The sequence below is a fragment of the Brumimicrobium aurantiacum genome, from assembly GCF_003402975.1.
GTDB lineage: Bacteria > Bacteroidota > Bacteroidia > Flavobacteriales_D > Crocinitomicaceae > Brumimicrobium > Brumimicrobium aurantiacum.
This window is the reverse complement of the sequence record NZ_QURB01000002.1, coordinates 234,810-249,214: the sequence shown is the minus strand read 5'-3', so window position 1 is coordinate 249,214 and position 14,405 is coordinate 234,810. Positions and strand designations below refer to the sequence as shown.

Here is a 14,405-nt window from a genome sequence, read left to right as displayed (position 1 = left end):
GTCAAAATATTGTGTTAATCGGTTTGTGGTTCTGACTTTGTTAGGATGAATTCTGACTTTTTCTGATTTGAGAGATTTTATCAAATCATTACTGAATAAAAGTTCAACTTATGCAGAAATTTATTGGGGATTTTAGCCAAAGTATTTAATTCTAATTATTAAAACCTCACTCTCAACTGAACTCCTACTTCACTTTTAACATTTCCTTCAATCTCTTCAGAACCACTACTCAAGACATCTTCTTGATTGTATACAAATGCTGCATATCTCAACCATAAATCGCAGGTTTCGTTCCAGAAAGTATACCTCAACATTACGTAAGTTCGACTTCCTTTATTAAAATAAGCAGGAATACTGAAGACATTTTCCAAGTTGTATTCGTAAGAATAAACCCTTGTATCGTAACTATCTGTATTAAAAATAGCATATCTTAAAGTCAATTCAATCGGAAATTGCTTGCTACGATATAATAAATCTTGAGTTAATGCAAAACCATCTTGCTTTCCTTCACTATCACGTTGGTCCGTTACATAATCAATTCGTGACCTCCACTTCCATCCTGAACCTAAATCAGCAGTTAACCCCAATTGATACTTCCTTTGTTTATAGCGCTCCACAGGACGAATATTTCCTTCAAATTCACTAACGTTAATCATTTTATCTTTTTCACGGACACGGATATAAGTTTCAAACTTTGAACTTGGTCGATAAGTTAACTGACTTAACACCTCATGTCCATCACTAGGAGCATCTACACGGTATTTCAACCATGGAGATTTGAAAAAGTCTACATAAGTATTTAAACGCCATTGTCTATTCAGTTTGAATGATCCTCCCAAATAAAGTCCAGACTCGTTATTGGTATTGCTTCCATCTCCAAATCCTTGCGCATAAAAAGTATGATAATCTTTTGGATAGTTTCTATATAAGGCTGTCAGAGAAGCTTTTCTACCCAAAGCCATTGTTAGACCTTGTAAAACGGCAATAGCATTTGAACTTCGACTTTGAGCCACTTCACCGTACACGCTTAAATTTCTAACAATAAAAGAATAATCAGCACTTAAACTGGTCAATTCTTTTCCAGCGAACTGATATTTATTCATCAAATTATCTGAACGCTGATAAAAAGCATCATAAGCTTGTTGAATAGCAGAAACTCCAATCTGGAAATTACGGCGTTCATATTTTACGTTGGCACCGTAAATCATTTCCATCAGACTGTTTTTACGATCAATTTCAGAGCTTGTTCGGTGATATCCACTCAAATTAATTGAGGAAGCTAATCTTGCTTCTTCAGAATCTAAGGTATCCAACATTTCCAAAGAGCCATCCACACCTTTGTAAGAACCCCAAGTAGTTAAAGAAAAGTCTCCAACACCAAGTTCTACTCCTGCACCACGCATAAACCGTGTTTCATCAGTTGAAGCATAAGGCTTTAATCCACGTGCATTTTTCTTTGCTGATGTAGCATCTGCTGTTTTACTAAAGCCATAACCGGTCCACATGGCCAAACCTTGCCCAATCTGAACTTGATAATCTCCAATTACTGCTTTTCTTACAAATTTATTACCGCTATAATAGGCGTGAGCACTATAAAAATCGAAGCCATTCGGTGATTTATCCCCAAAAAGCTGTTCACCAGGATCTTTTTCCATGGTTACCCCAATACTGAAATCATTTTTATGTGTATAACGAATCCTAGAATAGAGTTTATTTGGATCTCCCCAATAATATTTTGAACTCTCCTCTTTTTCTTCAGGACTAACATCGCTATACCCAACTTTATCCTCCAAAACTCTTTGATAACGGAAATAAGCTTCCACATTTCCTTCGGCGAGGTATTTTTTTAAATTTCCTTGTTTTTTCTCTTCAACTTTAGAAACACGAACAAAAGGAATGATATTATCAAGTGTCAATAAATCCCAATATTCAATATCCTTTAATTCAAACAAAGTACTGAACGCACCAACTTCATCTCTTTTCGCTAACAAGGCATTTATTTGAAAATCATTCAACAACATGATTTCTTGCAAATCTTCTTTGGTAGCAATATTTAAATTTAATGGATTGTCGTAGTAAGCATTTAAAACATCGAAAATATCTTCTAAAGAAACTTCTTCAGCGTCAAGGTCTTGAGCAATAAATTCAATTCTTTGTTGGATGACTTCATTTTTGGATTGACTTAGTCCAAGCAATGCAAAAATCAAGAATGAAAACAGTAATAAATACTTCATTTCTACTTCTTTTTATTAAAATCAAATACAAATGAAGCAGCTGGAGTCCAACCTAGATACTGATTGTATTGAGTTGCCAAATCCAACTTAATTCTTTCAAATGCTAAACCAAAACCAAAAGCAAAATCCATTGGTGCTCCTTGAACACCAGCACGTATATACAATAAATCAATCGGGTGATATTCAATTCCTGCACGGAGTCTCGTATCAAAATTAATCTCTTGTTCAATCTCACCAACCAATAATAACATTTCAGAGATTTGGTAAGAAAGTCCCAATCTTAAAATTGTACCATAACGGTCATTTTTATATTCAGAAATCTCAGTACGACCGATATTCACAACAGAAAAACCAATATTTAAACGATCATTTAACTTAGCTAAAGCACCAAATTCAGCACTAATTCCGTGTTTAACACCATAAGCTGGATCTAGTCTTGTACTTAAATAGTTGATTTGAACACCAGCAGCTATTCTATCAGATAATTTCATGCTGTATCCTAAACCCGCTCTTGTTGTGCGATAAGTGTCATATCCATAAAACTGCCCACCTGCTGAAATCACCCCGGTTTTAAGTGGAACAGCAGCGGCCACACTTTGCGTTTGCAATTCTTTCAAAGCGTATCTGCTTTCGTATGATACCCCAACACTTGCATTTTCAATAAAACCTAAAGCTCCTGGATTGTGATGGTAAGAAAAAGCATCAATTAATGTTACACCATTATTGGCCATTGCTCCAACTCGAGCTCCTTGAGAAAGCCAGCCTTGTGCATTTAATGAACAAATACTGACAAATGTTAATACGGTTATAAGTAGTGATTTCATCAATTGAATTTATGAATAAATACTAATATGGAACGAATATAATAGGTTCAATTTAGAAATACCCATTCAAAGGGAATAAATATTTTTAAATACGAATACCAGTACTTCTTCTCCTTTGCTTAAAAAAATATTCCTAAACAAGAGTCCTCAACCAAAACCCAGTTATAAATAAGGATACTTTATTTTCTGTAAAAACAATCCTTTAGCAGGAACAGAACAACCGGCAGCTCCCCTATCTTCTTTTGCTATGATATTCCTCACTTCTTCTGGAGCAATACTGCCATTTCCAACTTCCAACAAAGTTCCTACTATGGCACGAACCATATTTCTTAAAAAACGATTGGCTCTTATTTCAAAGCGTAATTGATCACCTACATGCTTCCATTCTGCAAAAGAAATATCACAAAAATTATTATTGACATCAGTATGTAATTTTGAAAAAGAAGTAAAATCTTGTCTTCCCAATAAAAATTGGGTGGCTTCATTCATCTTCTCTACATCCAATTTTCGAGGATAATACCAGCTATCATTTTGGTGAAAAGGCAATTTATGTTGATGCAAGAAATAATAATAAGTTCTACGTGTTGCATCGAATCTTGCATGCGCATCTTCTGCAACTTCAACAATTTCGTTAATTGCGATATCCAGAGGTAACATATTATTCAACTTGTATCTAAGTTGATCAGGGGCAAAATTTGTTGGTAAATCAGCATGAAAATAAGACTGACTCGCATGTACCCCAGCATCAGTTCTTCCGCAACCAACAATATCAACACTTTGATTTCCAAACAAACGAGAGAGCTTCTCCTCTATTTCTCCTTGAATTGTTTTTGCATTGGGTTGCTTTTGCCATCCAGAATAATGAGTACCGTCATAGGCACATCGAAAAAATAATCGCTTTTTCATGCCGCAAAATTACTAAATTATCGGTTTTAAATGTCCAAAAAGACCGTTTCAATACTTAAACCAGTACATTAGAGGCTAAACAGTACATTAGATGTTAAACTCTTAACAAATTTTACAATTTAACTTAAATTTAGTAATTTAGATTAATTAAAAACATTCATAATGAATAAATTAGCATTTCTACTTATTATTTTAGGAAGTAGCTTTTTACTATTCGGACAACAAAATCCAGAAGCTAAACGTGCCGATAAATGGTACTTTGGACATGGTGCTGGGTTAGATTTTAGCAGTGGAAATCTTGTTGCAATTAATGATGGACAACTTCACGCTAAAGAAGGCTGTGCCACTATGAGTGATATCAATGGGAACCTACTCTTTTATACTGATGGTGATACTATATGGGACAGAAACCATAATCCAATGCCCAACGGAACAGGTTTAGCCTCAACCGCTTGTGCCACAGGTCTTGGGCAAAACAGCAGCACACAAGGGGCATTAATCGTTCCGCACCCAGGTGATAATGACCAATATTATCTTTTCACCACTGATTGCGCAGAAAACTTTGGAGCAGATGGATATCGCTATAATCTTATTGACATGTCCTTGAATGGAGGGTATGGAGATGTTGTAAATGGGCAAAAAAGAGTATTACTTTTTGCTCCTTCAACAGAGGCACAAACAGCAACTATTCACGCCAACGGAAATGACTTTTGGATTGTAACACACGAATTTGATAATAGCAATTTTAGGGTATATAGTTTAAATAACAATGGGTTAAATACTACACCTGACATTCAACATGTTGGTTATCCTCTAGATAGATATAATAGTAGTGTGAAAATCTCTCCCAATTCAAAATATATGAGTTTAGCCAATCATATTTACGATTCAACATATACTTTTTTATATTCAGAATTGTTTTCCTTTGATAATTCTACAGGAAATATAGATCATTTTTGTTTTTTGGATAACGCTTACGGTGGGTTGTATTTTAGTTTTTCTCCAAATAGCTCAAAAATATACTTTACTTCAAGCGGATACCAGCTCTATCAATACGATTTATGCAGTTCCGATACTTTGACTATTCAAAGTAGCTTTAAAATGATTGATGATCAAGGAACTGATAATTCTGCACTTAAGGGTTTACAACTAGGTAATGACGGCAAAATTTATATTGGTGCGAGTTATATGACTCATCCTTCAATAAGTGTTATTGAAAATCCAAACGAAGAAAATGGAGATGCCTATCTTAGTTATCATACTATAGACTTGGACGGAAATTTATCAGGAGAAAGTTTACCAAACTTTATGGATTATATTTTTAATGAGGGTGATGGGTGTGAAAACAATCCAAATGAATATGTAATAGAGCCTTCTGTAAGAATTCCGAATGTATTCACCCCAAACAATGATGGAGATAATGATGTTTTTACTGTCAATATATATGGCTACTAAAAGATATGTTATTCGATTTTTAATAGGTGGGGCAATGAAATAAATACTGATACTCTTTCTGTAAATAACAATGAGGTTAAGAAAGTTCCTTTATGGGATGGGAATTATAAAGGAAAAACTGTTACAGATGGAGTTTACTATTATAAAATAGAGTTAACCCATCCAAATAAAAAAAAGGAAAACAAGAGTGGTTTTTTCCATCTCTTTAAATAAACAAGTAATCTAAAATCAATAGTTATTAAAACAATTCAGAACTTATGAAACAATCATTAATTTTCGCTCATCCCCCATGACGGTTTTGGAAGCAAGAAATAGTATTGTAGCCAACTACACGCTGAACTCCTGCGTGATGGAGTAATTAATTAAATATTAAAAAACAACTATTCATTTTGAATAAACTCGTTTTATACATAGTTTTATTTATATCAAACTTTTACATCGATATATTAAATGCACAAAATTTAGTTCCAAATCCTAGTTTTGAAGAAATAGTTCAGTGTCCTGAAATGCCTGACCCGGGACAAATACATCTTGCAAAACCTTGGTTTCAACCGACTCCTTGGTTTTGGGATTCTACCGATTTTGAAACAAGTAGCAGCTCTGATTTATTTCATGAGTGTGCTCCACAAGGTGAATCTGGAGTACCTTTAAGCTGGGCAGGTTATCAATTTGCAAGAACTGGAAAAGGATATGCGGGGATTGGATTTTGGCAATCCTCATCCAGTAGAGAAAGAATTGAAGTGGAATTGAATGATTCTCTTTTAAAAGATTCTACTTATTGTGTCAGTATGTATGTTGTGAATAAAACTACAAATACAATTGGTACAGCCACTTCTAATCTACATTTTCTTTTTACAAAAGATAGTCTAATTCAAAATTTTGGTTATTATACAACTCCATCAGTTGAAAACCCTGTTGCTAATTTTATTTCAGATACAAATAATTGGACTGAAATTAATGTAGAATATGTAGCCAAGGGAGGTGAAAAATTTCTCACCATAGGTAGTTTTTATAGTAACCAAAACAGCACTGTGTTGGACAGCAATTCATATACTGCTTATTATTTTATAGATGATGTTTGGGTTGCTAGGCTTGGCAGTAAGAATTGTCCTTGTAAAGGGGAGGAAGTAGATAAAACTATTGTTTTTCCAAATACCTTCACCCCCAACAACGATGGAAGTAATGACTTTTGGAGTATCGATTTTAAAAACGCTTCAGACTATGTTTTAATACTCAACCGATGGGGAAATAAAGTGACAGAATTAAACAAAAACAGCCCCAAGTGGGACGGCAACTGTAAAGGAAAACCATGCACAGAAGGGGTGTATTTTTATAAAGCATATATCAATGGTGAACCAAAACACGGGTTTATTCATTTGTTTAGGTGATAATATCTAGAACAATGAAAAATTTAAAATTATCAATAACACTTTTTTTTAAATGTTGCGTTAACAAGTGTAAGTTATGGACAATCACAATGGCATCAACAAGGCAATCTTAATAATCTCTACGGAGTAGGCACAAACGGCATCGGCAACAACGACTGGAAGAGTTGGGGATTTGGAAACTTCAATACTGCAACGGGAGTTACCCCACTTGCCCGGATTCATCTACATGATTTCTTGTTAGGTGCTCCTATTGACTACCAACGTGGAAATTTAATTAGAACGGATGGGGCAAATAATATAGTAAACCGATGGCAATTATTTACAGGGGCAACTTCAGGAACATCAACCGAAAAATTTCAAATATTTACGACCTTAAATAGCCCTATAGCCAATGGACAAGAAGTTAGTAATCAAAACATAACATTACAAGCTTCTCAACGCGATATGATTTTTAACGCAGGTGGCAATAATGAACGCATGCGTATTCTAGGTCAAGATCATAACCTAAGTATGACTGGGCCTTGGTTTGCAACAGCACGAGCAGGAAACGTAGGAATCGGTACTGCTCATCCTTTAACAATGTTACATATTGGTGATGATGGAGCATCTGGAGCCGGATGGAGACAATGGATGGATATTGGAACTTTCTACGGTAGTGATGGAGGTTTTGATAATATGTATATTGGTCTCAGAGAAATAGCAAATGACAGAAATGAAGCGATAATAAACTTTGGTAATAACCCCTCTTCAAATCCAGCAAATGGGGATAACCTTAGATTTGTTTTTACTGCTGCTCCAAATAACGGTATTGCATCTACACAGAATGGTTTTGAAATTGCTAGAATGTGGGCAGACGGTCAAGATAATGGTAGAATGGGTATTGGTGATTTTAATTCAGCAGGAACTATTCCAAGTAATACACTAGAAATAATGTCATCGTCTGGCTCACCTTATTGGGGAGCACCTGGGGGATCAAGCGGACTTCGATTTACAAACTTAACATCTTCTCAACAACCTATTTTAAATCCAGGAAACGGTGTTTTGTCTGTAGATAATAATGGAGATGTAATCTATGTTGATGGAGGAACTGCTGGGGGAAACTTAGGTAATAACTGTGGTACAACGCAGAACCCATTAGCTAATAATTATGAAATTCCACTAGAAAGTCATAATTTCTATTTTTCAGATCCTTCAACCTCATTGGATCAAGATGAAAATAGAGTAGTTATTGGACGAGATTGCAATGCTCAAGCTCCAGCAAAATTAAATGTTTATAGAGAATTGGGGATTAACAATCCATTACTAGTAATGGGGTTACAGGTTGTCAATACTGATATTGGTTTTTCACAGCCTTACTTAGGTATTGGAGTAGGTGTTCATAGTGAATCTCTAAAGGATAATAGAGAAAACATCGGTGTTTGGGGTATTGGAGAAAATGCTTCAAACAATTTTGGAGGAAGGTTCCATTCTTCTACCTTATTTGACGGAGTAAATGTAGGTTTGACAAATTATGGTATTGATGTTTCAGCTGGTTATGGAGATGTAAATTATGGTGTTGATGCATTAGCTGTTGGCGGTAGTCAAAATTACGGAATTCGTGCAATCGCATCTAATTCTACTGGTGTTAATTATGGTGTCTATGGTTCAGCAAATAGCTTTGGTGGTTCAGCAACAAGTTATGCTGGCTTTTTCGATGGTGATGTAGTTAGAACTGGTAGCGATAACTTTTCATCAGACTCTATATTAAAAGATAACATTCATAACATAACCAATGCAACACAGGTTATCAATCAATTAAACCCTGTTAATTTTGAATTTAAACATACTGCCTTTCCTCAAATGAATTTGGCAGATGGTACTCAATATGGTTTTATTGCCCAAGATGTTGAACAAATCCTACCAGATATAGTATCGGAATCTATTTTCCCTGCCTCGTATGATTCTCTAGGAAACGTAATTAATCAACAAGTTAATTTTAAATCATTAAACTATCAGTCTTTTATCCCTATTCTTACTAAAGGCTTCCAAGAACAACAAACAGAAATTGATAGTTTAAATGAAGTAATAAATTCTAAGGATTCTTTGTTATATGACTTAAACAATCGTTTAACTCATCTTGAAAGTTGTTTGAGTAATATCCTACCTATTCTATGTCAACTAAATCAACAAGCCATAAATACGAATAGTGAAGAAGACCAAAATGAATTAGAATCTCAATTATCTGTTATTTTGAACAATCGAGAGACAATCATTCTTGATCAAAATGTGCCTAACCCTTTTGCTGAAAAAACGGTTATCGATTTTTCAATACCAGAATCTGTTCAAAAGGCACAATTACATTTCTATAATAATATGGGTAAACTGATTAAATCGGTTGAAATTATAGACCGTGGAAAAGGAAGTTTAACTGTTTACGGTGCTGATTTATCTTCAGGTCTTTATACCTATACTTTGATAGCTGATGGCAAAGCTGTAAATACAAAGAAAATGATAAAAAGATAGATTTTACAATCATAAAAAGAGGTTGGAGTTAATTTGACCTCTTTTGTTTAACCATTTTATTTATACTTCGTTCCCTACCTATCAACACTTAAAAGTTAATAGAAAAGTGTTTACCCATTCAATCTGTGATGAAACTTAAGTAATTTTATCAAACCAAAAATATACAATTCATGAAAGTTCATTTTATCGCCATTGGAGGAAGCGCTATGCATAATTTAGCCATTGCATTATCAAGAAAAGGATTCGAAGTTACGGGGTCTGATGATGAAATTTTTGAACCTTCAAAAGGGCGATTGAAAAAAGAAGGAATTTTGCCAGAAAACATTGGATGGAATGTAAGCAACATCACCTCGGATTTAGATGCTGTGATTTTGGGAATGCATGCCAGACCAGATAATCCTGAATTAGCTAAGGCAAAAGAATTAGGATTAGAGATTTTCTCTTATCCTGAATACATTTATGAGCAATCCAAAAACAAAAAGCGTGTTGTAATTGGTGGTTCACATGGTAAAACCACAACGACCTCTATGATTTTACATGCTTTGCAAATTCTCGATTTCCCTGTAGATTATATGGTAGGTGCGCAATTAGAAGGTTATGATTGCATGGTTAAATTAACCGAAGAAAACGATGTCATCATTCTTGAAGGTGATGAATATTTAAGTTCGCCAATTGACCGAAGACCAAAATTTCATTTATATAAACCACATATAGCCATGATTACAGGAATTGCCTGGGATCACATTAATGTTTTTCCGACTTACGATAATTATGTTGGTCAGTTTGATCAATTCTGTAACATCATTGAAGAAAATGGTGTTTTGGTTTACAATGAAGAAGATGAAGATGTTCAAAAAGTAGCCTTGAAGCAAAGTAAAAGACTCCAATTAAAATCTTACAATACGCCTAAATATGAAGTTCAGGAAAACGGAACACTGTTTCACTATGACGGTCAAGAATTTCATTTAAAGATTTTTGGAGCACATAATTTACAGAATTTACATGGAGCTCTAAAAGTTGTTGAGGCATTAGGCATCACTCCTACTGATTTCTTAAACGCTATGAAAGATTTCACAGGCGCAGGAAAAAGATTAGAGAAAGTCAGTGAAACACCAGAACGTGTACTTTACAAAGATTTTGCACATTCTCCGAGTAAATTAAAAGCGACAACCGCTGCTGTTAAGGAGCAATATCCTGACAGAAAACTAGTGGCTTGCATGGAGTTACACACCTTTTCATCGTTAAAGAAGGAATTTTTGCCACATTATTTAAATGCCATGGAAACGGCAGATAAAGCATTGGTTTATTTCAGTCCAAAAGTTGTAGCACATAAAAAGCTAGATCCAATAACCAAGAAAGATGTTTTTGAGGCCTTTGGGGAAAATGTTCAAGTGGAAACAGAAACTCAAAATGTTTTAGATTTCATCGAACAAGAAAGTACGGATAATATGGTATTACTAATGATGAGCTCTGGAAATTTCGATGGAATTGATTATAATGAATTGTAAGTAGAATATGAGAAGTGAAAAAAGAATAATGAAAAATGAAAAATTAATGTATTTTTCATTTTCAAAGTTTTAATACTCTAAACTCTTTTACAGTACTGCTTTTTCTTCCGCTGTTTCTCTGTTTGCTGAAGGAAAAGCGAAATCACACAAACTTTTCTTTTAAGGTCTAACTTTTTAAAGTGTTCTATTTACTTTTCCCCATTATTCATCCTTGTCTGTTTTATTTGTATTCATGAGCTCCCTTCGGTCGGTTGCCGCAAAAAGACTGAAGCCATGCGCATCCAAAAAGAGTAACGTTTGGATTCTTTTTTAAAGCCCTCAGATTTCTCCAGCATTGCAGGTTGTTTGAAATGTTGTGACTGGGAATTTCCGTTTCACACTAAAAACAACAGGGTTGAGTTGGTCAATAGAGTTTCCTCGTCGTTCTACTCCATCGGAATGACCGCCGTTTGGGATGTTTAGTCGTCGCGTGAAGCGCGACGATATGATCCGAATAAAAATGTCATTTCGATGAAACGCAGTGACTGAGAAATCTTTTTTCAGAAAGGATGAAGCCATGTGGGGCACAAACGTGGTTTTCTTATGCGCATCCAAGAAGAGTAACGTTTGGATTCTTTTTTAAAGCCCTCAGATTTCTCCAGCATTGCAGGTTGTTTGAAATGTTGTGACTGGGTATTTCCGTTTCACACTAAAAACAACAGGGTTGAGTTAGGCAATCGAGATTCCTCGTCGTTCTACTCCATCGGAATGACGTGGCTTTAGGTGATTAGTCGTCGCGCTACGCGCGACGATATGATCCGAATAAAAATGTCATTTCGATGGAACGCAGTGACTGAGAAATCTTTCTAGTTAAATAATTATGAATTATCAATTTTTTAATCCTTCACCTCTCCTCTAAAAAAGCTCACTTTAGAACTAATTGGGTTTCCCGTAATTCTTCTAAATGATGATATTTGTCCGCAGTGCCAGATACTATCTGTGATTTGACCATTGATAAAAAACCAAAAAGGAACAGATTCATGGTTTCTCAAGTTTATATTGAAATTTTCAAACTCCTCTGCTTTTGCTGTTTTTAAAATAGCACTAACAGATTTTAAATTCATTAAAATTTTAGCTCTTTTTTCTTCAAAGTTGTGATCCTCTGTTGGATTTATATCGATTTTACACACCGACTTCAACACCATTGATGTCATTCCATGAATGTGGTCAATTGTTTCTGCTACACTACGTGATTCTAGAGTTGGTCTATATTCCAAGTCTTCTTTTCTTAATCCATCAATTAGCCGAGAAGCAACAGTTCCAGCAGTAAATGATTCTGAGTATTCTGGTAATTCATAATACGGGTGTGAACCAGCTTTTTGTGCCATTACATTTATTGTCACTAGAATAAAAATAAGTAAAATCTTCATGACTCAATATTATCAAAAATTTAAAACCTAGAAGTAAATATAATGAAGACATAACTAATCAAATACAAAAATTGAAAAGCAATGAAAAAAGGGAATGATTCGTTAAACATCTCTTGTAAACAAGAACTTATTTGGACTCACCAAGTTCGATTTCACTGCATACATCACAATACCGGCAGTATTTTTAGTCCCTAATTTTGCCATAATGTTTTTACGGTGTGTCGTAATGGTATGCGGACTCAAACACAGTACATCAGCAATTTGAGCATTGGTATTCCCTTCTGCGATATACTTAATGATTTCCAATTCTCTTTCTGAAAGTAAAACTGGTTCACAAGAAAAACCTTCATGATTAAGGTCATCAACGTCAATAGATGCTTTGCGAATAGAATCTAAAATTTGACCACAGAAAAACTTATTCCCATTAGAAGTCTCTTTAACAGAAGACAATATTTCTGGAATATCACAGTCTTTCTTAATATAACTCATCACACCTGATTTCAGTGCATCTAAAATAACAGATGGATTTTGTTCTGGAGTAATGGCAACAATCTTTAATCGTTTATCTGAAGAAAGAATCTTTGGAATAATATCAATTGAAAAGTTAGGTGCTGTATAATCAAGTAAAATCACATCAGCACTTTTCGCTTTCAAATCTTTAAGCAATTCTTCTCCACTTACTGCTTCATCAACAACTTGTATCAATGGATCGGAAGAAAGAATAGCGTTCAATCCTGCACGAACAATATCATTACTATCTGCTATGATTACTTTCATAGGGGCAAATATAAGATATTATTCTTCTTAATTAGAATGATTTTAAATAAAAAGTTAAAAACTATTGACCGTAATATTAAAGTTTAGACAAAAATAAAAGGCTACCGTAAAACGATAGCCTTTTAGAGTACTTAAAATAAATTATATACTAACCGATAACTTTAACGTTAACAGCGTTTAATCCTTTTCTTCCCTCTTCAACGTCGAATTCAACTTTATCGTCTTCACGAATTTCGTCAATTAGACCGTTTGCGTGTACGAATACATCATTTCCTTCTTCTGGTACGATAAATCCGAACCCTTTCTCTGTGTTAAAAAACTTAACTGTTCCTTGTGGCATAATAAATAATTAAAAATAAAGTACAAATATACATCTAGACTTTCTACTATGCAAGGAATACATCTATTTAATTCCGATATAGAGAATAAATTAACACTCTCTTCATATTGATTTTCAGTAATAAAACGATCCACCCCCTATTCTCATTGGCTCACCGATGAATACTATGTACACACAGGTTTTGAAGAAAAATATAGATTTTGGATGAAAAATGTAAAACTTACATCTCTAAAATCAATTAATTGACTATCCATTTAGACTGTCTTCATTATTGATGAGCTCCGAACTTCCTAAATAATTTAGGTTATCTGAATAAATAAAGAAACAAGAACCATTCTTGATGATATCAATAATAGTTGAAGCACTTTCCTTTGGTAAAGCTGGACATCCAAAACTACGACCAAGAACACCATTGTTTCTTTGAATAAAATCCTCTGTTGCATAATCAGCTCCATGAATAACTATTCCCCTAGCACGTGCTTTTGAATTAGACTCTTCTAAACCGTCTAACCTTAACGCATAATCGAATTTACCTCTATATGTTTCAGCAGTTCTAAAAAATCCTAGACTACTCTGTAAACTACCGCTTATATTAGAAAACTTTCTTGCCATAGCTCCTCCAGTATTCTTTCCATGTGCACAAAGGGTTTTTAATTTCAACTCAAAAGTATTGACATTGATAATATACATGCGTTTTTGAGATGAATGTTGGGTAAAATCTACAATGGTTAAAATAGAGTCATTATAGAAGTCTTCTTGTTCTTTTAAACGATAAAATCCTTTTAGACCATAATAAAAAGCATTAAAATCGAGTGTTGTATCGTTCAAGCTTTGGTAATTTTCATAGATACTTTGCTCCCAATTATGATCTCCACCACCCATGTTTTTGACTGTCATGGTATCTTTCAATTCTTCTGAATGCAAGAATGACGAACTAACAATTTTATTGTGCTTTTCATTTGTAAATCCAAATAATAGTACAACAGCACTAAGCAATACTATAAATTGAAGGGGTATTTTATTGAGCATAGCGGGGCAAAAATAAGAAATTGTCACTACATT

12 protein-coding genes are annotated in these 14,405 nt (G+C 34.4%); 5 read left to right on the top strand and 7 right to left on the bottom strand.

The window, feature by feature from the left end:
- Positions 1-158: 158 nt before the first annotated feature.
- The 3 genes from DXU93_RS04365 to truA form a co-directional block, all read right to left on the bottom strand.
- Positions 159-2,234: a helix-hairpin-helix domain-containing protein gene (locus DXU93_RS04365; RefSeq protein WP_116880039.1), complete on the bottom strand. Its 2,076-nt coding sequence runs from the start codon at positions 2,232-2,234 to the stop codon at positions 159-161.
- A 2-nt stretch (positions 2,235-2,236) separates the two neighbouring features.
- Complete coding sequence (locus tag DXU93_RS04360; protein ID WP_116880038.1) at positions 2,237-3,058, bottom strand: PorV/PorQ family protein; 822 nt, start codon at positions 3,056-3,058, stop codon at positions 2,237-2,239.
- A gap of 162 nt (positions 3,059-3,220) precedes the next feature.
- On the bottom strand, positions 3,221-3,964 hold the full coding sequence (truA, locus tag DXU93_RS04355) for a tRNA pseudouridine(38-40) synthase TruA (RefSeq protein ID WP_116880037.1): 744 nt from the start codon (positions 3,962-3,964) through the stop codon (positions 3,221-3,223).
- A gap of 162 nt (positions 3,965-4,126) precedes the next feature.
- On the opposite strand from truA, the gene DXU93_RS04350 reads away from it, so the two are divergent.
- From DXU93_RS04350 to DXU93_RS04330, 5 genes are all read left to right on the top strand, one after another.
- Positions 4,127-5,419, top strand: a complete 1,293-nt coding sequence (locus DXU93_RS04350; protein ID WP_116880036.1) for a hypothetical protein — start codon at positions 4,127-4,129, stop codon at positions 5,417-5,419.
- 3 nt (positions 5,420-5,422) lie between these two features.
- Entirely contained in the window at positions 5,423-5,632 is a 210-nt protein-coding gene (locus DXU93_RS15340; RefSeq protein WP_116880329.1) for a T9SS type B sorting domain-containing protein, read from the top strand.
- 176 nt (positions 5,633-5,808) lie between these two features.
- Positions 5,809-6,807 (top strand): T9SS type B sorting domain-containing protein, encoded by a 999-nt coding sequence (locus DXU93_RS04340; RefSeq protein WP_123776040.1) that lies wholly within the window; start codon positions 5,809-5,811, stop codon positions 6,805-6,807.
- Between the two features lie 234 nt (positions 6,808-7,041).
- Positions 7,042-9,309 carry a tail fiber domain-containing protein gene (locus tag DXU93_RS04335; RefSeq protein ID WP_116880034.1) on the top strand — a complete coding sequence of 756 codons (2,268 nt, stop codon included), beginning with the start codon at positions 7,042-7,044 and terminating at the stop codon, positions 9,307-9,309.
- Positions 9,310-9,479: 170 nt separating this feature from the next.
- On the top strand, positions 9,480-10,817 hold the full coding sequence (locus tag DXU93_RS04330; RefSeq protein ID WP_116880033.1) for a UDP-N-acetylmuramate--L-alanine ligase: 1,338 nt from the start codon (positions 9,480-9,482) through the stop codon (positions 10,815-10,817).
- A gap of 875 nt (positions 10,818-11,692) precedes the next feature.
- Here DXU93_RS04330 and DXU93_RS04325 read toward each other — a convergent pair.
- From DXU93_RS04325 to DXU93_RS04310, 4 genes are all read right to left on the bottom strand, one after another.
- The gene (locus DXU93_RS04325) at positions 11,693-12,226 is read right to left on the bottom strand and encodes a hypothetical protein (RefSeq protein WP_123776039.1); all 534 of its coding nucleotides are present in this window, start codon (positions 12,224-12,226) and stop codon (positions 11,693-11,695) included.
- 102 nt (positions 12,227-12,328) lie between these two features.
- The gene (locus tag DXU93_RS04320; RefSeq protein WP_116880031.1) at positions 12,329-13,003 is read right to left on the bottom strand and encodes a response regulator transcription factor; all 675 of its coding nucleotides are present in this window, start codon (positions 13,001-13,003) and stop codon (positions 12,329-12,331) included.
- Positions 13,004-13,151: 148 nt separating this feature from the next.
- Entirely contained in the window at positions 13,152-13,343 is a 192-nt protein-coding gene (locus DXU93_RS04315; RefSeq protein ID WP_116880030.1) for a cold-shock protein, read from the bottom strand.
- Between the two features lie 246 nt (positions 13,344-13,589).
- Positions 13,590-14,372: a murein L,D-transpeptidase catalytic domain family protein gene (locus DXU93_RS04310; protein WP_116880029.1), complete on the bottom strand. Its 783-nt coding sequence runs from the start codon at positions 14,370-14,372 to the stop codon at positions 13,590-13,592.
- Positions 14,373-14,405: the final 33 nt, after the last annotated feature.

What these genes read in the sequence shown, in the direction of transcription:
- DXU93_RS04365 (WP_116880039.1), bottom strand. Translation starts at nt 2,234, where the DNA reads ATGAAGTATTTATTACTGTTTTCATTCTTGATTTTTGCATTGCTTGGA.
- DXU93_RS04360 (WP_116880038.1), bottom strand. Translation starts at nt 3,058, where the DNA reads ATGAAATCACTACTTATAACCGTATTAACATTTGTCAGTATTTGTTCA.
- truA (WP_116880037.1), bottom strand. Translation starts at nt 3,964, where the DNA reads ATGAAAAAGCGATTATTTTTTCGATGTGCCTATGACGGTACTCATTAT.
- DXU93_RS04350 (WP_116880036.1), top strand. Translation starts at nt 4,127, where the DNA reads ATGAATAAATTAGCATTTCTACTTATTATTTTAGGAAGTAGCTTTTTA.
- DXU93_RS04330 (WP_116880033.1), top strand. Translation starts at nt 9,480, where the DNA reads ATGAAAGTTCATTTTATCGCCATTGGAGGAAGCGCTATGCATAATTTA.
- DXU93_RS04325 (WP_123776039.1), bottom strand. Translation starts at nt 12,226, where the DNA reads ATGAAGATTTTACTTATTTTTATTCTAGTGACAATAAATGTAATGGCA.
- DXU93_RS04320 (WP_116880031.1), bottom strand. Translation starts at nt 13,003, where the DNA reads ATGAAAGTAATCATAGCAGATAGTAATGATATTGTTCGTGCAGGATTG.
- DXU93_RS04315 (WP_116880030.1), bottom strand. Translation starts at nt 13,343, where the DNA reads ATGCCACAAGGAACAGTTAAGTTTTTTAACACAGAGAAAGGGTTCGGA.
- DXU93_RS04310 (WP_116880029.1), bottom strand. Translation starts at nt 14,372, where the DNA reads ATGCTCAATAAAATACCCCTTCAATTTATAGTATTGCTTAGTGCTGTT.